This is a genomic window from Ruminiclostridium sufflavum DSM 19573 (assembly GCF_003208175.1).
Taxonomy (GTDB): Bacteria; Bacillota; Clostridia; order Acetivibrionales; family DSM-1351; genus Ruminiclostridium; species Ruminiclostridium sufflavum.
The window spans coordinates 44,379-65,001 of record NZ_QKMR01000020.1 but is presented as its reverse complement, the minus strand read 5'-3'; the positions used below and the strand labels follow the sequence as shown (position 1 = coordinate 65,001).

Sequence of the window (20,623 nt, the reverse complement as noted above, 5' to 3'; positions counted from 1 at the left end):
AGTTTAGGGCAGTCTATGAAGAAGCAGACAATTTGAAGAAACTAAAATATTTCAGAGGTTCAAAGTATATTCAAAGTTATGTTGGTGATGTATATAAAACAGTTAAACAAAGACTTGAAAACAATGTAATTGTCTTATTTACGGGAACACCTTGCCAAAATGCAGGATTGAGAAGCTATTTAGGAAAGGCATATGATAATTTGATAACTGTTGATATTATATGTCATAGCGTTCCATCACCTTTAGTGTTTAGTGATTATATTGAATACATAAGAAAAACTATTGATAGCGATATAACCGAAATTAATTTTAGATATAAAAAGCCAAGCTGGACTGTCTACAGTATGAGGATAGATTTTAGGAGTCGTAAGCCTTATATTGCAGATTATTTTACAGATCCATATTTAATCGGCTTTTCAAAGGATTATTTTTCAAGAGACTGCTGCTATGAATGTAAATATACAAAGCTTAATCGTCAAAGCGATATAACTATTGCTGACTTTTGGGGATATGTTTCTGACGATAGGAGGTATAGAAATGATGAAAAGGGGATTTCACTGGTTTTAATTAATTCTGAAAAGGGAAGCAAGGTTTTTTCTGCAATAAGTGCAGCTTATATTGTTAGACAAAAAAGTATTCAGGAGGTAATGAAAAACAAAAGTCTATATACTCCGTATAAAAAGAACCCTTTATCTGATGACTTCTGGAAGGAATATTTAGAGCATCGAGATTTTGAATTGGTTAAAAACAAATATTTTTATAAAAGAAGAGGCAGCTTAAAGCACAGATTAAGTAGGTTTATTGATGACTATAGTTTTTTAATTCCTAAGAGGCTTCGTAAGTTTTATGAGAGATTAAAAGATGAATTAAAAAGAAGGAGTAAAGGTGAATAACAAGTTTAAACAGCTTTTATCAAACACATTTGCTTTTGCAATAGGAAATATTTTAACAAAACTCATATTGTTTTTTTTAATGCCGCTTTACACCAGTGCGATGACAACACAACAGTTTGGTATAGCAGAGCTATTAAACAATTCTGTTGAGTTTGCATTGCCAATTGCTTCATTATGTATTTATGATGCGGTTTTCAGGTATGCAATAGATAAAGATGCAGACCATAAAAAATTATTAACAAATGGTTTGAACATTCTTTTTAAAAGTTTCATTATAGCTGGTGTACTGATATTTGCCTTAAATTGGTTTATTAAATATGAGTATGCTTGGCATTTTGGATTGATGCTTTTTACCGCAGCTCTAAGGCAATTATTTGCTCAGTTTGCCAGAGGTGTCGGGCATGTTAAAAGGTTTGCAGTTAGTGGTATTCTTAATGCGTTGTTTTTAGGAATATTTAATGTGATTTTTCTTGTGGGATTTAATTTGGATATTGATGGTTATTTGATTTCAATAATTCTTTCTAATTTTATTTCAACTGTATTTATAATGTTTGCTTCAAAAATATATAGATATATCTCCTTTGATAGTATTGACAAGGAATTATTAAAATCCATGCTGATATTCAGTCTGCCTCAAATACCCAATATGCTGTCCTGGTGGATAACAAATTTGTCAAGCAGGTATGTTATTGCCGGATTTTGCGGTGCCGGTCTGGCAGGTTTATTTACTGCAGCAAGTAAGCTGCCATCTATGGTAAATTTGCTGACATCTATTTTTCAAAAGGCCTGGCAGTTTTCTTCATCAAGGGAATTAGGAGAGAAGGATAGTAACGAGTTCTTTTCTGATGTTTTTAAAGCATTTTCAGCATTTATTCTCATATCGTGTTCAGGGCTAATACTGCTTGTACCGTTGATATCAAAATTTATTTTGAAAGGAGATTTTTATCAGGCGTGGATATATGTTCCGCTTTTAATGGTATCAGCGGCTCTTAATTCTTATTCAGTTTATTTTGGTACTTTCTATACAGCTGCAAAGAAAAACAAAATGATTATGGTATCTACTATGATAGGCGCAGCAGTAAGTTTGTTTATATGCTTTATAACGATACCTTTTATAGGAATATACGGTGCATTAATTGCAAGTGTTATTAGTTATTTGGTTATTGTAATGATACGGATATTTGACACACAAAAATATGTGACTATAGATTTAAACTGGAAAATAAATATCACAACTTTTGCTTTACTATTATTACAAGCTATTTTGATGACTCTTGATTTGCAATTTTCACAGATTCTTTCATGCGCTTGCTTTATAGCTATTTTGGGTGGAAATATAGCTAATTATTATAAGGATATTTTCACAATTGCTAAAAAGGTAATAAATACTCATAACGAGACACATTTACTTAAGTAGTCAGCTGCTTATTGTCCTGTATTATTTTTCAAAATTGTATTACATTTCAAACTAGTACCGCAATAAATATCCTATTCTATTTAAAATTTTATAAATAGTTACACATGAATTGTAAGTTAAAAATTTAAAAAATATATAAAATTATGGTAAAATATGATAAAGTTATAAAAAATAAAATATTTTACAATTACAAAATTAAGGAGAAGGTTGACATTGAGGTATAGAGTGAAGATATCTCTTGTCGGGTAAAAACTATGGGAGAGAATAGAAGATTTATGAAAAGGTTTTTAAGCTTTACTTTGGTAATTATGCTTATATTTACGATGATTCCAATTGACAAAGCATATGCGGCAGATGTCGGTATGGGTACAGACGGAAATACGGTTGATTTGGGTTTGTGGGATTTTACTGCTGATGGAAATACTTATAGTCTGAATGGCTATAAAGGAAACATTGTAGATGGTAAAATAATTGGCAGTTTACCTGCTACGATAAATGGAAATCCTGTTACGGTAATGTCAAATACCTTTAAGGGTTGTACAGATTTAACCCAAGCACCGGAGCTTCCCAATAGTGTAACAAATATGGAGTATGCTTTCTCTGGCTGTAAAGGTTTGATGCAAGCACCACAGCTTCCGGATGGTGTAACAAATATGAGGTATACCTTCAATAACTGTACAGCATTAACCCAAGCTCCGGTGCTTCCAAGTAGTGTTACAACTATAAATCATACTTTTTCTAGCTGTACAGCTTTGCTCCAGCTACCTGAAATCCCGAATAGTGTGACAGATATGAATGCTGCTTTTTCAAGATGTACTAATTTGACCCAAACCCCAGAGATACCTGATAGTGTAGTAGACATGTCCTATGCTTTTTACATGTGTAAAGGGTTAACAAGTGTATCAGTGATACCAAATGGTATTAAAAATGTGAATTATTCTTTTTATGGTTGTACCAACTTAACAGGAGATATATTTATTCCAAAATCAGTAATCAGAATGTCAAATGTTTTCACAAACACATCAATGCCGATAACAATGATATATTCATCAGATAATACCATAGCAGGCTCGTATAGTGCACCATCAAATGTTACAAAAATAGTAGATTCAGTTTTACCAGAAATATTTGGTGTTACTGAGGCGGATGGAACTATAACAATAAATGCAACTGACAATTATAGCGTAGAGAAGTATGCTATAACTACATCCAGTACTGTTCCAACTATAGGCTGGCAGACATCAAATGAATTTGCAAGCATTTCTGATGGCAGGTATTATGCATGGGCAATGGATAGGGTAGGAAATGTCAGTCAAAGCATAGGCTTTGTTTTCCCTCAGGTAACTGCTGTAGACAAAGATGGAAATGAAGTTGATTTGTTATTGTGGGAATTTACTAATAATGGAGACACTTACAGCTTGGACGGTTACTCAGGAAGTATTATTGACGGTAAAATTATAGAAAATGTACCTTCTTTAATAGATGGAAAGCCTGTTACATCAATGGCTAATACTTTTAAAAATTGTAAAGGATTGATAATAGCACCTGAAATCCCGTATAGTGTAACAGATATGTCTTATACATTTTCCGGCTGTACGGGCTTAACCCAAGTATCAGAAATACCGGACGGAGTAACAAATATGAGATATGCCTTTAATGGCTGTGTAAGTTTGACTCAAGCACCTGTTCTGCCAAATAGTGTAACAAGTATAAACCATACTTTTTCAGGTTGTACAGCTTTATCTCAAGCATCGGAAATTCCGAACAGTGTAACAGACATAAATGCCGCTTTTTCACGATGTACTGACTTGGTACAAGCACCTGAAATCCCGTATAGTGTAATAGATATGTCCTATGCTTTTTATATGTGTACAGGGTTAATAAATGTACCTATAATTCCAAATGGAATTAAAAATATGAATTATTCTTTTTATGGCTGTACAAATTTAACAGGTAATATTTTTATTCCGAAATCAGTGACCAAAATGACTAATATTTTTACAAACACATCGATGCCTATAACTATGATTTATTCGTCAACAATAGCAGGCTCATATGCTGAACCGACTAATGTTACAAAAGTGACAGATTCGGCTTTGCCGATAATATCAGGTGTAACCGTGATGGATGAAGCTGCTGTAAAAATTTATGCCCAGGATGACTATTTTATAGAAAAGTATGCCGTTACTTCCACTAATAGTGTACCAACTTCAGGCTGGCAAGTATCTGATGTTTTTTCAAATTTGCCGAATGGTTCATATTATGCCTGGGCAATGGATGGCGTAGGAAATGTGAGTGAAAGCACAGGTTTTGTTTTCCCTCAGGTTACAGCTATAGACACAGATGGAAATGAAGTTGATTTATTGCTGTGGGAGTATACAGATAATGGTGAATTTTACACACTAGACAGATATGCAGGCAGTATAGCAGACGGAAAAATTATCGGAAGTGTACCTTCCATAATAGATGGAAAGCCTGTTACATCAATGGCAAATACTTTTAAGAATTGTAAAGGATTGGTTCAGGCACTTGAAATCCCGTATAGTGTAACAGATATGTCTTATACATTTTCTGGCTGTACAGGCTTAACACAAGCACCTCTGATACCAAACAGCGTAACCAATATGAGATATACTTTTAACGGATGTACATCGTTAACACAAGTGTCGATGCTTTCGAGCAGCGTAACAAGTATAAATCATGCATTTTCAGGATGTACGGCCTTGACTCAAGCGCCGGAAATTCCAAACAGTGTGACTGATATGAATGCCGCTTTTTCACGATGTACTGATTTGGTACAAGCACCGCAAATCCCGGATAGTGTAATAGATATGTCCTATGCCTTTTATATGTGCACTGGGTTAATCAATGTACCAGTAATACCAAACGGTATTAAAAATATGAATTATTCTTTCTATGGCTGTACAAGCTTAACAGGAGATATTTTTATTCCAAATTCAGTAATCAGAATGTCAAGTGTTTTTACAAATACTGTATTGCCGATCACTATGATATATTTACCCGGTAATAATACAGCAGATTTGTATAGCGCTCCGTCAAATGTTACAAAAGAAATCAGCTCAACATTTATATCTGTAAACAATATAACAGCCAATGAGGATGCCGGAACTGCTGTATTTACAGTATCTCTTTCGAAAGCATGCAGCAGTGATATTACCATCAGTTATACTACTTCAGAAAATACTGCAAAAGCAGAGGATGACTATATAAGTACTTCAGGTGAAGTAACTATTCCTGCAGGCAGTAAATCTACATATATAATTGTTTCGATAGTTGATGACACCGATTATGAACAAAGTGAAAGCTTTTGTATAAATTTGATAGATGCAAGTGGGGGCAGTATTACAGACAGTCAAGGAGAATGTACAATAAATGATAATGACAGTCTGCCGGCTATAAGCTTGAGCACATCCGAAAGCAGTTTGCCGGGAAATGGTGGTACAAGTACAATTACAGCTGTGTTATCAAATAAATCCTATCAGGATGTAACTGTTAATCTCATTTATTCAGGATCAGCAATTTGCGGTACTGATTATGCAGTATCAGGCAGCTCAATAGTTATACCTGCCGGAAGCTTATCCGGTTCGGTTGCTTTAACAGGAATAGATAATATGCTTTATACTGGTGACAGAAATGCAATCATAGGAATATCTTATATAGAAAATGCACTGGAAAATGGTGCTCAACAGGTGACTATAAATATAATTGAAAATGATGCAAATTCATATCTTTCCTATCTTGGAATCAGCAGCGGTGCGCTCACACCGGCATTTGCATCTGCTACATTGGCCTATACCGCTCCAAAGGTTCCATATGGAACAACAAGCGTTGTTGTTTATGCTGCAGCGGCAGATCCTACTTCAGCCATAAAGGTGAACGGTGCTACAATGATAGGCGGACAGAGTACAGTCAGCCTGAAAGCTGGCATCAATACCATAAACGTGCTGGTAACGGCATTAGATGGTGTGACTGCAAAGACTTACACTATTGCGGTTGAAAGAGAGCAGGGAGCTGTTCTGAGCAATCTGGCAATAAGCAGCGGAACGCTTAATCCAACCTTCTCAAGCAGTAATTTAAATTATACTACTCAGAGTGTTGGCTACGATACCACCAGTGTTACAGTTACGCCTACGACAAACATTTCGGGCTGTACAATAGCTGTGAACGGAAATACTGCAATCAGCGGTCAGCCTTCAACGGTAAATCTAAATGTAGGCAGTGATACCATAAATATTGTTGTTACAAACGGAGCAGCTTCACAGACATATACAATAACGGTTGTAAGGGCAAGCAGTCCTTATCTGCAGAGTGTTACAGGTATTCCGAGTATATCCTTTGTAAAAACTACATATACATATACAATAAATAATGTTAGTGCAAGCAAAATAAAACCGGTCATTGTGCCTGAAGATTCAAATGCAGTAATAACATTAACAATGAATGGTACCCCAATTCCATATACTCAACCTATAACCATTACTCTTAACAGTGGAGCAAATATTTTTGTAATTACATGTACATCGGAATCTGGTGGAGACAATAAAAATTATACTTTTAATATAAACAAAATATAGGACATTGTTAATAGACATTACAATGTTACTTATTTTTGATATTATTAGACTTAAGTGGTACTTAATTGGTACACAAAAAATACAAGCCATTTAACCCTTGAATTTAGTGAGTTGCGTGGCTTGTATACTTTTCCATGGTAAGGATGAGGTCATCAGTTCGACTCTGATTGGGAGCTCCACATTACAAGACATTAAAATTTTAAAATGCAACAATATTGCAGCAACCAATAAAAATTGAACTGATAAAACAGTTCTTTTTTAATGCTTATGTGGCTTCAGCCTCAAACCTCAAGATTAAGTGTTTATAAAATAGGAGTTGCTATGTTATAATTAGAACAGATATTTAAAAATATACCTTGATGCAAGAGGATAGTAGGTTCGTCCGGTCATCATTATTACAGTAATAACCTATGTGGAGACTGCAGTATTGATGCCGAAGTCCAACGTGTAATTAAGAGTGTGAAAAGTTCAGCAGATGAGGAGTTGATGATATGCCTAACATGCCTATGATGTTTGTAGGTCACGGTTCGCCCATGAATGCAATAGAAGATAATCCCTATACTAGAAGCTGGAGAGAGATGGTGAAGAAAATACCTAAGCCTACGTCAATCGTATCAATCTCAGCACACTGGTATACGAAGGGTACAAAGATTATGAATGAGGAAAATCCAAAAACCATTTATGATATGTACGGATTTCCTAAAGAGCTATACGAAGTTCTGTATAATGCCCCCGGCAATCCGGAGCTTGCAGAGAATGCAAAAAATTTAATCATTAAACAAAGTGTATTTGATAATTCATGGGGCATTGACCACGGCACATGGTCTGTTTTGGTGCATATGTTCCCGGAGAGGGATATCCCGGTTTTTCAGATTAGTATAGATGCCTCTGCACCGCCGGAGGTTCATTATCAGATAGGCAAGGATTTAAAAGCTTTAAGGCAGCAAGGTGTTCTTTTGTTTGGCACCGGAAATATTGTGCACAACCTGCGGATGATTGATTGGGGAATGAAGGACGGCGGTTTTGATTGGGCGTATAAGTTTGATGATTTTGTGAAAGAGAATATTGAAAATAGAAATCATGAGAAGCTCCTTAGTTATCTGAGCTTGGGAGAGACAGCAAAATTAGCCGTGCCTGTGCCGGATCATTTTAACCCGATTTTATACATCCTTGGTGCCTCCGATGAAGGGGATCAAGTATCTGTGTATAATAACAGTTGTATGATGGGCTCCTTGTCTATGACAAGTTATTTATTTACATAGTTGTCTCATCATGATATGCCGAAGAAAAATATCATTAAAAGGAATTATTAATAAACGTTTAATCCTATTCAAGCTGCAGTTTCCCATTCAGGGAATGAGTGAAGGACGAAGCATCAATCTGATTCCGTTAATTGAAGGGATGGAGGCAAAATTAAGCCTTCATCTCCCCGAATAATATCATTGAAAGTTATTAACAGAAAAATTTCAAACACTCTTTCACCCTCTCTACGCAGACAAAATTATCTGAAAAAATTACAGTATATAGAGGCTATCCATAAAATTTAGTACATAATATCTAATATTTGTCCTGCCACGTTTTATAATGGTATGGCCTTCGGCTTCCAATTTTTCTTTTTGAGCATCGATACCGCCGGGATATTTGGGGTTTAGTTCTCCGTTTGCCTTCAGAGTTCTCCAGTACGGTGTTTTGTCGTCGCGCCGCTGCTCGCTTGCCCACGCTGCAATTGAAACAAAAATACCGGCGGTGATAGGATCTGTAAAGTCTGAATTATTCCCGGCTGCAAAATATTCACGAATCTGCCCTGTTGTAAGAACCTTTCCATACGGGACTGCTTTCATAACGTTATCGTAAGCTTTCGGCGGGGCAAAATACATTTTGGAACCGCCATATTTTTCTATGCTTTTTTGATCCGCAATAATTTGTGTTTTAGGCATATCTTTACTGTTCAGCAGCATTGCATTAAAATCCTTGTGTTTCTCATTTGCCATTTTTACACCTCCTTGGTCTTTTATAAAAGAATATTCCAAATAATTTATTATTGCAATGAGACAATTTATTTTTTGCGAAATATATAGGAGTTATATTTGCCCTTTATCCAAAACAACCTTGTTTCTGGGATGCTTAGCCACTAGAATGGACTTTTGCTTATTTGATGTGACATGGGTGTATATCTGGGTTGTAACTATGGAGCTATGACCTAATATATGTTGGATATACCGTATATCAACATCCTCTTCCAATAATAATGTTGCTAAAGAGTGCCTGTACATATGAGGAGTGATATGAACCTGCAGACCTGCTTTATCTACGTATTTGGTAATCATAAGTCTTACCGATTGTTCTGAAAGGCGGTTACCCAAACGGTTTATAAAGAAAAAATCATTGGCGTTGTTTTTGGAGGGGAAAGCAATCCTATAGTTTCTTAATGCCAGAATGACTTCATCATTGCCTATTTGGACAATTCGTTCTCTGGAGCCTTTTCCATAAATTTTAATAAATCCATCGCAGAGACTTACATCGCTAACATTAAGCGAGCATAGCTCTGAAACTCTGGCGCCTGTGGCAAAAAGCAGTTCAAGAACGGCTATGTCACGTATTACAGCTTTATAATAATAGCCGGCTTTATTTGTGGATTGAGATTCACGATATGCTTCAGAGAGAACGGCTTGAATGGTATTAAGCGAGACTGTTTTAGGCAAAAGAAACGGCTCTTGAAATTTAATTTTCATTTTTGTAAAGGGATTTTTTTCTATGATTTCGTCATATTCGAGATAATTAAAAAAGGCCTTTAAGCAAGCAATTTTTCTTTTTACGGTTTTAGGCTTATAGGTTTTATGAAGGCAGGTGATGTAATTTGAAATATTGGTTTTGTTTAAATCCCCATCGGATCCTTCCATGAAGGATGCAAATTGACTTAGATCAATTTTATAAGCTTTTAGAGATTTGTCATTCAAATTCTTTTGATATTTGCAGTATCCTAGATAGTTAGAAGTTAATTTGTACAAATTTAACATTTTTATTGCTCCTTAAAATTTTACTAATGGCTTAAAGACTTATAGCATATATAGCCAACCAATACAATTGACTAAGGTCAATTACGGCTCCAGCCTTCGCAATGATATCTATAGCAAGGACGATATTTATTTCGCCTTTTTCAGGCGAAGCAAGCTTTTAAGCTGGCTTTGAACGCAGTTTGTTAGAATTTGTCCTTTGGCTTTAGGAGATTTATCCTCAAGCTTTCGGCCGATAGTGATTGACATTATAAATATTATAATTATTGACAAAAAAAGTCGAATGTTTTATTTGAATTTTCTAAGGCAAAAAGAAAAAGAGTATCGTTTTTAGCGATGCTCTTTTTCTTTGAAGTTTTTCGAAATCTACAGGTATATAATAAGGCAGATTTCTTACCATAATAGGAGTATTTATAAAAACATATATATAGGAGGATAAAGTGAAAAATATAGTTTGTTTTTCAAGCTTATCCCGGCTTGCCATAAAATGACCGCTATTAATAATGAACGGTTCCCTTCCAAAGCATGTTTAAATAATTTGTTTAGAATCAAAGTAGTGTTCATTATTTTGTCACACTACTTTGACGCTGACATAATTTGATATGAAACATACTCTCTAACTAAGTTTAGCTTAAAATTATCAGGAAGGAAAGGTGAAATAAGTCACTGTAAAAAAGGTGACTTATTTCACCTTTTCAAGATGTTGAATATATTGTTAACAAAGTGCAATTATGTTATAATAATAAAAAAGTTTGGCAGAGGTTTTAAATTTACAAAGAAAAAGCTCTCCATAATAGTTTTTTGTCAAGTTTTGTACCGCAAAGCAAGGTGAGGGCTTAAATTAAAATATAGCGAATCGACAGGTTAGCGTACCCAACATAAGAAAAATACTTGAAATGGGGTATAATGTGTTTGATATTGGAAGTATAATTGATGGTAAATTCAAGGTTTCAGGGACCATAGGAGAGGGAATATCCAGTTTTGTTCTTAAGGTAACTGACATCCGTTCAAACAAGGAATTTGCTCTGAAAGTATTAAAGCCTCAAATTACTTCCGGCTATATAGAACATATTATACAATTCAAAAGAGAAGCTTCAATAATAAGTGGCTTTAATCATCCCAATATAATAAAGACATATGGAATCGGTGAGTTTAAAGGATTTCCTTATGTGATAATGGAACTGCTTGAAGGAATCAGTTTATCCTCTAAATTAATTGACAATAAGCCTATAGAAATAAGGGAAGCTCTTGAAATAACTCTTTATATTGCAAAGGCACTTGAATATGTGCATAGTAAAGGAATTATCCACAGAGACTTAAAACCGGCAAATATATTTATTAACAAGGATTTTAAAGATATCTCAAAAAGTGTTAAAGTTCTTGATTTTGGTGTATCTGTTTTGATGGATGCATCAGAATTTAAAGCCCCTTTGGCTATAGCCGGCACATGGGGATATATGTCTCCCGAGGCTATTGGCATAATAAATAAAGGATTGGATGAGAGAAGTGACATATATTCCTTTGGAATATTAGTTTATCACATGCTTACAGGGAAAGCACCTATTTATGGAGAGGATGTAAACTCTATTATTCATATGCTTGCAGCTTTCAATCCGCCAAATCCAAGTGAAATAAACCCTAATATAGACAGCACACTTGATAAAATTGTTTTAAAACTTATAGCAAAAGATCCGGATCAGCGGTACTCATCAGTATCAGGCTTAATATATGACTTGAACAGGTACATGAATGGCGGCAGGGATTTTAATATAGGCTGCAAGGATAAACGGAAGAAAATAAGCTCTTATATGGGAATAATAGAACGCGAGTGTGAATTTCAAATACTTTTGGATGCAATTACAAATGCTTCAAATAATAAAGGAAGTATATTGCTGATAGCAGGAGAGTCGGGTGTAGGAAAAAGCAGATTGGTTAAGGAAGTAAGGAGCTATGTTTATAGGAATAATGGATTGCTTTTAAAAGGAATTTGTCTGGACAATGAAAACAAAAATCCGTATCAGCCTTTTAAAGATATTATCGATGACTATTTAAACAAGTTCAATTCCTATGACACTGCAACTCAGCTTAAGGAAACAAGCAGACTAAGGAATGCATTAGGAGAGTTAAGCGGATGTGTCAGCACATTAAACCCGAGGGTTACAAAAATATTAGGAGAGGCTCCTCGGATAACTCCTTTGGAATCAAACAGGGAGCTAAAAAGATTTTTAATGACATTAGCAAATTTTTTTATGAATCTTGTATCCGAGGAAAGGTTTTGTGTAATTTTTCTGGATGACCTTCACTGGGCAGATTCAGGAACATTAAAGCTGGTTGAAGAGATAGGAAGGTATGTATACAGATCAAACCTGTTAATTATAGGTACTTTTAGAGATGATGAAGTGGCAGAAGGCAGCGGTATTAAAAAGATCTATATGAAGAACCTGAAGTCACCGGCGATTCAATTAATCAAGCTTTTTCCTCTTAGCTCAAATGGAACAAGAAAATTGGTTGAAATGGGTATAGGGGAGTGCATCAATGATTTGCCGGGATTTTCAGACTATGTATATACTAAATCAGGAGGCAATCCTCTATATGCGACCACTTTAATCAGAACATTGGCGGATAATTCTATTTTGGTTTTTGAGGAGGACAGATGGATATTAAACTGGGACGCGCTTAATGATTTTGATCTTCCTGAAAATATTGTGGGGATTGTTCTTAACAGATTAGCAAATATTTCTGAAGGACAAAGAAGTATCCTTGAAAAGGCTGCTATTATAGGAAGAAATTTTGATTCCGCTATTCTTGCAACATTTTCAGGTGTTGAGTGGACAAAGCTGCTTGATATTTTAGAGCAGATTAGTGATATTCAAATTATCGAGCATTTAACTGAAAAGGGAAGGTATATCTTCACTCATGACCGTATAAGAGATGCTGTTTTGGAAAAAATGTCAGAACAGGAGGCCTGTGAGCTGCATTATCAGCTTGCAGAAATTTTAGAGCAATACTTTTTAGAAGGCAGGGAGCAATATTTTTTTGATATCGTACATCATTATATTGAGAGTACTGACAGGCGTAAAGCCCCTAAATACATCATTCCGGCAGCATATAAATCAAAAGAGTCATTTGCAACGGAGGATGCGTTAAGATATTTTAAGCTGGCATTAGAGTATATGGAAGGTAATGCACAGTATAGTTCTGCCGATTTTATCCGCATTTATAATGAAATGGTGGAGGCATATATAATTGTTGGCGACAGTGATAAAGCTGTAAGCTTAGCAAAGGAAATACTGCCATATTACGAAAATGCCCTTGACAGAGCGAGGATACTCAGCAAGATAGGAACCGCTTACTTTAAAAAGGGCAGCATTAAAGAGGCACAAGACTATCTTATAGAGGCATTACGGCTGCTGGGAGAAGAAATACCTGATAAAAGCAGAAGCTCGAAGCTTGGACTGCTGAAAGAGTATTTGATTTTTATCTTTTACAATAGGCTTTTTATCAGTTCAATTTACGAGAAAAAGGAAAGAGACTATAGTGCGGAAGCAAAAGAGAAATTACTTATTTTTTATCCCCTGTGCTGGTCATATGCGGTAAGCAGCCCGGATAAAATCAGGTATATATCGGTTAAGGGCATGAGCATAGCAAGAAAGCGTCTGGCCGGAAAAAGAGAAATTTGTGTGCTTTATACAGGCTGTGCTATTCACAGTGCTATGGAGGGCAAATATAAAAGAGCTATGAGCTTTCATGGAGTTGCGCTGCAGGTTAAAAGGGAATTGGGAGATAAGTATGGTATTGCACAGAGCTTGCAGTTTATAGCGTATTCTCATTTGTGGCAGGGGAATTATCAAAGGGCTATGGATTCAGTACAGGAATCTACTGAAACCTTTAAGCAGGTTGGAGATACTTGGGAATACTCTACAAATTTAAGTATTGCTGCTTCTATATATCAGTATACAGGCAATTATGAGGCGGCATGTGAAAAACTGAGCCAGTATATAAAAATATCTGTAAAAATTGATAATTATTATGGCAATTGCTTTGGGAAGGCAAGACTGGCATTGTGCTACATAGAAAGAGGAGATTTTGATAAAGCACTGGTACTGATAAATCAGGCAATTCAACTTGGAGAAAGAGAAAAACTCTGGTTTCCTTATTGTGTGGCAATATATTGCTCAGGTGTAATTCATTTTGAGAAAAAAGAATATTTAAAGGCTTCCCAATGCTTCGAAGAGGCTGTTGAGCTTGATAAGAAGTATAATTTGAATAAAGAAAGTACAGGAAATGCTTATGTGATGCTTGCACAATCATCTTTAGCACTGCTGAAGGAAAATCATGCATTGAGGAAGGACTTGAATCATAATGAATTAAGCAAGGTTTATAAAGCGTGTGTTACCGCAATGAAGGTCACCCGTACTTGGGCAAATGTTTACGGTGCTTCTCTGCGGGCAATGGCGGCATATCATGCTTTCAGAAATAAAAAAAGACTTGCGGAAAATTTTTATAAGGATAGCATTAAGCATTATACTTCAATTAACAGAAAATATGAGCTGGGATGCAGCCTATTTGAATATGCGTGTTTTCTTAATAATATTCAAAAGGAGGAGGAATACCACAGGAATATTAAGAGAGCATATAATATATTTGTTGAAATAGGATCAAAAGAATATATAAAAAAGTGCACTGAATTGATAGAGTGTGATTTGGTCAGAGCCTTCGGCCGTAATGAAGATAAAAATACAGGGCTGCTGATTGCAAGCAACAAATTTGATGTTGTTGTCAGAATAGGAAGGGTTATCAGCTCTATACTGGATATTGACATTCTGCTTGAGAAAATAATGGACAATGCAATTGAGCTGGTAGGTGCCCAGAGAGGAATTGTATTGCTTTATCCGGAGAAGGGTGATAAGAAGCTTGAAGTAAATGTTGTCCGCAATATTAATGGATATGAAATAACAGGCTCGCCGTATGAGCTGAGCAGAAAAATTATCTCAAGAGTAGAAAAGGAGCTAAAGCCAATTATTATCTACGATGCTTTAGCTGACAGTGAATTAAATATGCAGCACAGCGTTATATCTCAGGAAATCAGATCTGTTATTTGTGCTCCTATTATAAACAAAAAGGAGCTTTTAGGAGTAATATATCTTGACAATAAGCTTATGTCGGGACTTTTTGATGAAGAGGACAGAAAAGCATTAGAGCTGATATGCAGTCAGGCAGGTGTTTCTATTGAAAATGCACGTCTGTATAAGCGGCTGAAAAAATATTCGGAGGAGATTGAAAAGTGGAGTCTTAATCTTGAGCAAAAAGTTTGCGACAGGACAGAGGAGCTGAACAAAAAGAATATTGAGCTTGAATACATGCTTGAAAAATTGAGAGAACATACGAAAGTAGTGGAAGAGCTTGCAGCTGAAAAGGAAAGGAACAGAATGGCAAGAGACCTACACGATACACTGGGTTATGCGATGACATTGATAACTACTCAGCTTGAAGTTTGCAGCAGGACATGCCTCGAGGATCAGAAAAAAGCTGCGGAAATGATAAATGCTGTTAATCACACTGCCAAAGCCGGATTAAAAGAGCTTAGAAGATCCATAAAGGGTTTCGGGCCAAAAAACCTTGAAGAGAATAATATAATAAATTCCTTGAGAAAGTTAGTAATAGAATATAGCTATCTGGGGATAGAAATAGATTTGAGTTTTGACGGTGAGAGTAATGATAGCAAAGCAGATTATAATGAAGTGATTTACAGAATTTGTCAGGAAGCTATTACGAATGCAGTCCGCCATGGAAAAGCCAAAGAGGTTGTAATATCTCTTATTATTGAAAAGGATTTTATTAGGCTATTCATAATAGATAACGGCATAGGCTGCATGCGAATAAAAAAAGGAATGGGGCTCTCCGGAATGGAGCAACGGGTGGCTTCGGTAGGCGGAAGGCTTACGTATGGGTCGAGCGGTGACGGGGGATTTAATGTAAATGTGTATATTCCTTTAGAAGCGGGGGTGCAAACATATGATAAAGGTGCTGATTGCAGAAGACAAGAGACTAATAGGTGAAGGCTTTAAATTTATTATAGACAGTGATAATGAGATCGAGGTTGTTGGACTGGCTTTAAACGGCTATGAGGCATTTGAACTATGCAAGTTACATAATCCGGAGCTGGTTTTAATGGATTTAAAAATGCCTTGCTGTGATGGAATAGAAGGGACTAAGCTAATAAAGTCATATTCCTCAGATATTAAGGTATTGGTTCTGACTACATTTGATGATGATGATATTGTGGCAGAAGCCTTAAAGAATGGTGCTGACGGATATATCCTAAAAGACATAAATGCCGAAAAGCTGATAGCTACTATAAAGGGGACGTCGAAGGGGCTAAATGTTATTGATGAAAGTGTTTATCAGAATATAGTTAATAGATTCAATCAGACGGATAATAAAAAACCTGAGTATGCATTAACTGAGAGAGAAATAAAGTTGATAGAGCTGGTAGTATGCGGAAAAAGCAACAAGGAAATTGCGGCAGCACTTAAGATTACGGAAGGGAGAGTCAAGAATATCATTACCAGTATCCTCAGTAAGCTGGGACTTTCAGATAGAACCTCACTGGCGGTTTATGCCGTAAAAAATAAGTATATAAATAAAAGGTTCAATTATGACTAGACTAACGGGCATATAGCTAAATATCGGGTGTAGTGCGGATAATATTAGTATAAAGCAAAGGGGCTATGGGGAAAGCTTCCGTTTCTTTAAACTGTTTAAATAATTTTGGCAATTTTGTAAGGTATATCAGACATAATACGATGTAAAAAATGTAGAAATATGAAAAGAATTTGTAAAAACTATGGAATATGGACGGATATTATGGTAAAATATAGTACTGGGTTTTGTTGGATACTTATTCAAAAAATAGAGTGAAAAGAGAGGATGCCTATGCTGGTTAAACACTTTCGAAACTGTAGTAAAGGCTATGATTTTAGATTAATATATACTATTAATAATTGGTGAACAGAGCTGCCTGTATTTGAGACCATATATGTGTACTATTTTCATATTTGATGGACAATAAAGTAAAAAATGTAAAATTTAGAAGAAAGTTTTAGGGAATATATGTTTTATGGTGCAAAAAATTGCTATAATGTGTAATTTGTTGGCGATTAGTATAAAAACATATACAAAATAAATTACTTATGATAGTATGCACTTATAGTCTTATATGGGATTAAATGTATTCAATAAAGGAGGCAAATTAATTATTGTGTATTATTATAAATTATTCTGTCTCCACTTATTGTGAAGTTTAATTTGATTCAGCGAAAGTTTAATATTAAACAACATATACCTTACCTATAACTATTCTTTTAATCCAATTACAAATACAAAATCTTAGCTACTTAGCCTTCAGGGTATATGAGTTTTTTAGCAAAACGGCTTTAACTCATAAATCTGTGATTTCAATTATTTAGTTTGTTATAAATCTAATATTTGAGAGTTTTTAAATACTTGTAGTTTAGGAGGGATATTAACGCTTGAAAGTAGAATATTTGAATCAACATATTAACTATTCAAATAATATTAACACTATTTTTGAAAAAATAAAAAATGGTGATAACGTGCTTAAAAATAAATTTATTAATGATTATAAGCCATATATTTTAAAAACGCTGTCTCATTTGGTTGGAAAGTACGTAGATGAAAACAATGAAGAATATAGTATTGGTTTGTTAGCGTTTAATGAAGCGATTGATATGTATGATGTTAAGAAGAATTCTAACTTCTTTAAATATGCAGAAATGGTTATAAGGCATAGAATAATAGACTACATCAGATTTAACAAAAAGTATTTGAAAGATGTTCCTTTTTCATATTTCGAGGATGATGAGGGCTTTGAAGAAAGGTATCTAATATGTGATTCCTTCAACCAATATGAAAAGATTGAGATTAGAGAAGAAATATTGTTGTTTGAGCAGCAGCTGAAGGAATACGGGATTACCTTGGAGGAATTGGTCGAATGCTCTCCAAGACATAGGGACTCTCGAAGTCTATGTATTCAAATTGCAAAGATAATTGCCGAAAATGAAATGTTAAACAATAAACTTGTCAGAAAGAGGATGCTGCCTTTATCAGATTTGATGAAATTCGTCAATGTACATAAAAGGACAGTTGAAAGAAACAGAAAATATATAATTGCAGTTACAATAATTTTAAAAGGCAATCTTGAGGGAATAAAGGATTTTTTTACAAATACTGATGATAATGGTATGTATCTCCAATAAAACATCAAAAATTACTTAAAATTGAATTAATACGACTTTTAAATCACAAGTTCTAAATATACTAAGGATAATTTGCATAATAAAAAGCTTGCGAAATTGTGAAGGGAAAAGGGAAATAAAAATAAGCTATTCACTTAAATATTGGGTAAGCTTATTTTTATTTGACCAGCGTAAAGCAAGGGTATGTTAACGCATGTCTATATTGGGAAATAGTTCTATACTTTTCTATGGGGTTATTTCTTCAAAATAGTATCTGTGAAAACCATTGTATTTGGTGAGTTTAAATACCCACTCAGCCAATAAAAATAAAAAAGGGGGTGAAATTAATAATTCAGTTAATTCGACGGCAAAGGGGAGAAAATTATTATTTAAGCCTTTAATATACAAATGATAATGACTGCGCTGTTTCGACAAATAACTGAATGTACGAGTTACCCCGACAGGCTCTGTGCAGAAAATGGTTTTCATAAAAAAATAATATAACAGGAGGTATTTATTAATGCGAATGCGTAAAAAGGCAACGTCTATCTTATTGGTATTATCAATGTTGGTAACATTATTTGCATCCGGGATTACTGCTTTTGCAGCAACTTCAAGCTTGGATGTCAAATTTAGCAACAATGGAAGTTCGCAAACAGCTGCTAATACAATAAATGCAAATTTCCAGGTGACTAATAATGGCAGTTCAGCTGTTAATCTGGCAGATCTTAAACTGAGATATTACTATACCAAGGATAAGGATACTGCTCAAAATTTCTACTGTGACCATGCGGCAACGATGGGTCCTAACTCAAGTAACTATACTGCTGTTACAAGTAGCGTAAAGGGAGCGTTTGTTAACATGAGCTCACCTATTTCAACTGCAGACACTTACATTGAAGTTAGCTTCACCTCGGGCAGCATTCCTGCAGGAGGAACTTTAGTAGTACAGACAAGGTCTGCAAGAACAGATTGGAGCAACTATGATATGTCTAATGACTATTCCTTTGTTCCATCTTCTACATATGCATCAACTGATAAGGTTACTGCTTTCTTAAGTGGAAGTCTTGTTTCAGGAAAAGAGCCAAATGGCGGAACTCAGGTGATAGACCCGACAATAGCTCCAACGTCCGGAACCTTTGATAAGGCTGCACCTGCAGATTTATCAACAACATTGACAGCTAATGGGAATACATTCGCTGGAATAAAGGATTTGACAAAGGGTACTGACTACACAGTATCAGGGGATAAGGTTACAATCTCAAAAAATTATTTGTCAAAGCTTGCTAATGGTACATATAAGTTAACTTTTGATTTTGGCGTAACCAATAATCCTGTATATACAGTTACAGTTAAAGGTGAACAACAACCGACTGACGGCCTTAGCGTAACAATTGGAACAGCATCAGGCAAGGCAGGGGATACAGTAACAGTACCTGTAACCTTTAAAGATGTTGCAAAAGTAGGCAAGGTTGGAACCTTCAATTTCTATGTTGGTTATGATGCAGCTCTTCTTAAGGCTGAATCAGTAACAGCAGGAGACATAATTGTAAATCCTGCAGTTAATTTCTCAACACAGATAAAGAATGGAACAATAAGTTTTGTATTCCTTGACAATACAATAGGTGATGAGCTTATTTCTTCTGATGGGGTATTAGCAAACATCAAGTTCACCATTCTAGGAACAGCAAAAACAACAACAGCTGTAAAATTCAACGAAGGCGGAGCTTTCGGTGATGGCAACATGTCTAAAATAAGCAATGTCAAGTTTACTGACGGCAGTGTAGCTATAACAGACGGAGGAACAGCTCTGCCTGTTATAAGTCCTGCAACCGCAACCTATGATCAGGCTGCTCCTGCAGATGTTAAGGTTACTTATACTGCAAACGGAAATACCTTCAAGGGTATTACCGGTTTAACAAGCGGTACTGACTATACAGTATCCGGTACTACAGTTACAATCTTAAAGAGCTACTTGGCAAAACAAGCTCTTGGAACAAAATCACTTACATTTGATTTTGGTGTGGCAGCAAATCCTGTATTAACTCTGAAAATCATTAACAGCGGAAGCGGAAATGCACTAAGCGTTAAAATAGGAACAGCAGCAGGTAAAACAGGTGAGACAGTAACATTGCCAATAACTATGGCAGATGTTGCAAAAGCAGGTAATGTAGGAACCTTCAACTTCTATGTTGGATATGACAGCGCACTTCTCAAAGCTACAAAAGTAGAAGCTGGTGACATAGTTAAGAATGCAGCAGTAAACTTCTCGACAAAGATAGATGCAACAAAGGGAACAATCAGTTTCGTATTCCTTGACAACACAATAGGTGATGAGCTTATTACTGAAGACGGAATATTGGCAAATATTACATTTGAAATTACAGGAACTCAAAAAGTAACAACTCCTGTAAAATTCAATGAAGGCGGAGCATTTGGCGATGGT

Annotated in this window: 10 protein-coding genes; 8 read left to right on the top strand and 2 right to left on the bottom strand. The window is 35.4% G+C overall.

The features are described 5' to 3' along the window. Positions 1-32 precede the first annotated feature (32 nt). From LY28_RS14835 to ygiD, 4 genes are all read left to right on the top strand, one after another. A complete protein-coding gene (locus tag LY28_RS14835; RefSeq protein WP_242981323.1) occupies positions 33-893 on the top strand; it encodes a Coenzyme F420 hydrogenase/dehydrogenase, beta subunit C-terminal domain in 861 nt (286 codons plus the stop codon). After that, entirely contained in the window at positions 886-2,310 is a 1,425-nt protein-coding gene (locus LY28_RS14830; RefSeq protein WP_110462963.1) for a lipopolysaccharide biosynthesis protein, read from the top strand. Before LY28_RS14835 ends, LY28_RS14830 begins: the two co-directional genes overlap by 8 nt. A 275-nt stretch (positions 2,311-2,585) precedes the next feature. After that, positions 2,586-6,905: a leucine-rich repeat protein gene (locus LY28_RS14825; protein WP_165835588.1), complete on the top strand. Its 4,320-nt coding sequence runs from the start codon at positions 2,586-2,588 to the stop codon at positions 6,903-6,905. Between the two features lie 491 nt (positions 6,906-7,396). Further along, on the top strand, positions 7,397-8,167 hold the full coding sequence (ygiD, locus tag LY28_RS14820; protein WP_110462961.1) for a 4,5-DOPA-extradiol-dioxygenase: 771 nt from the start codon (positions 7,397-7,399) through the stop codon (positions 8,165-8,167). A 252-nt stretch (positions 8,168-8,419) separates the two neighbouring features. Here the strand turns inward: ygiD and LY28_RS14815 are convergent, their stop codons facing one another. Continuing rightward, entirely contained in the window at positions 8,420-8,896 is a 477-nt protein-coding gene (locus LY28_RS14815; RefSeq protein WP_110462960.1) for an MGMT family protein, read from the bottom strand. Between the two features lie 90 nt (positions 8,897-8,986). After that, entirely contained in the window at positions 8,987-9,922 is a 936-nt protein-coding gene (locus LY28_RS14810) for a tyrosine-type recombinase/integrase (RefSeq protein WP_110462959.1), read from the bottom strand. 905 nt (positions 9,923-10,827) lie between these two features. Here LY28_RS14810 and LY28_RS14800 point away from each other — a divergent pair. From LY28_RS14800 to LY28_RS19205, 4 genes are all read left to right on the top strand, one after another. Beyond that, positions 10,828-15,978, top strand: coding sequence for a protein kinase domain-containing protein (locus tag LY28_RS14800; protein ID WP_165835587.1), 5,151 nt, complete (start codon positions 10,828-10,830; stop codon positions 15,976-15,978). Then, positions 15,935-16,585, top strand: a complete 651-nt coding sequence (locus tag LY28_RS14795) for a response regulator (protein WP_110462956.1) — start codon at positions 15,935-15,937, stop codon at positions 16,583-16,585. Before LY28_RS14800 ends, LY28_RS14795 begins: the two co-directional genes overlap by 44 nt. Positions 16,586-17,451: 866 nt before the next feature. Then, positions 17,452-18,198: an RNA polymerase sigma-I factor gene (gene sigI / locus LY28_RS14790; protein WP_110462955.1), complete on the top strand. Its 747-nt coding sequence runs from the start codon at positions 17,452-17,454 to the stop codon at positions 18,196-18,198. 499 nt (positions 18,199-18,697) lie between these two features. Then, on the top strand, positions 18,698-20,623 hold a 1,926-nt coding region (locus LY28_RS19205; RefSeq protein ID WP_242981321.1), incomplete at its 3' end, for a cohesin domain-containing protein.

Coding starts and splice junctions, on each gene's coding strand:
- LY28_RS14825 (WP_165835588.1), top strand. CDS start 2,586: ATGAAAAGGTTTTTAAGCTTTACTTTGGTAATTATGCTTATATTTACG.
- ygiD (WP_110462961.1), top strand. CDS start 7,397: ATGCCTAACATGCCTATGATGTTTGTAGGTCACGGTTCGCCCATGAAT.
- LY28_RS14815 (WP_110462960.1), bottom strand. CDS start 8,896: ATGGCAAATGAGAAACACAAGGATTTTAATGCAATGCTGCTGAACAGT.
- LY28_RS14810 (WP_110462959.1), bottom strand. CDS start 9,922: ATGTTAAATTTGTACAAATTAACTTCTAACTATCTAGGATACTGCAAA.
- LY28_RS14795 (WP_110462956.1), top strand. CDS start 15,935: ATGATAAAGGTGCTGATTGCAGAAGACAAGAGACTAATAGGTGAAGGC.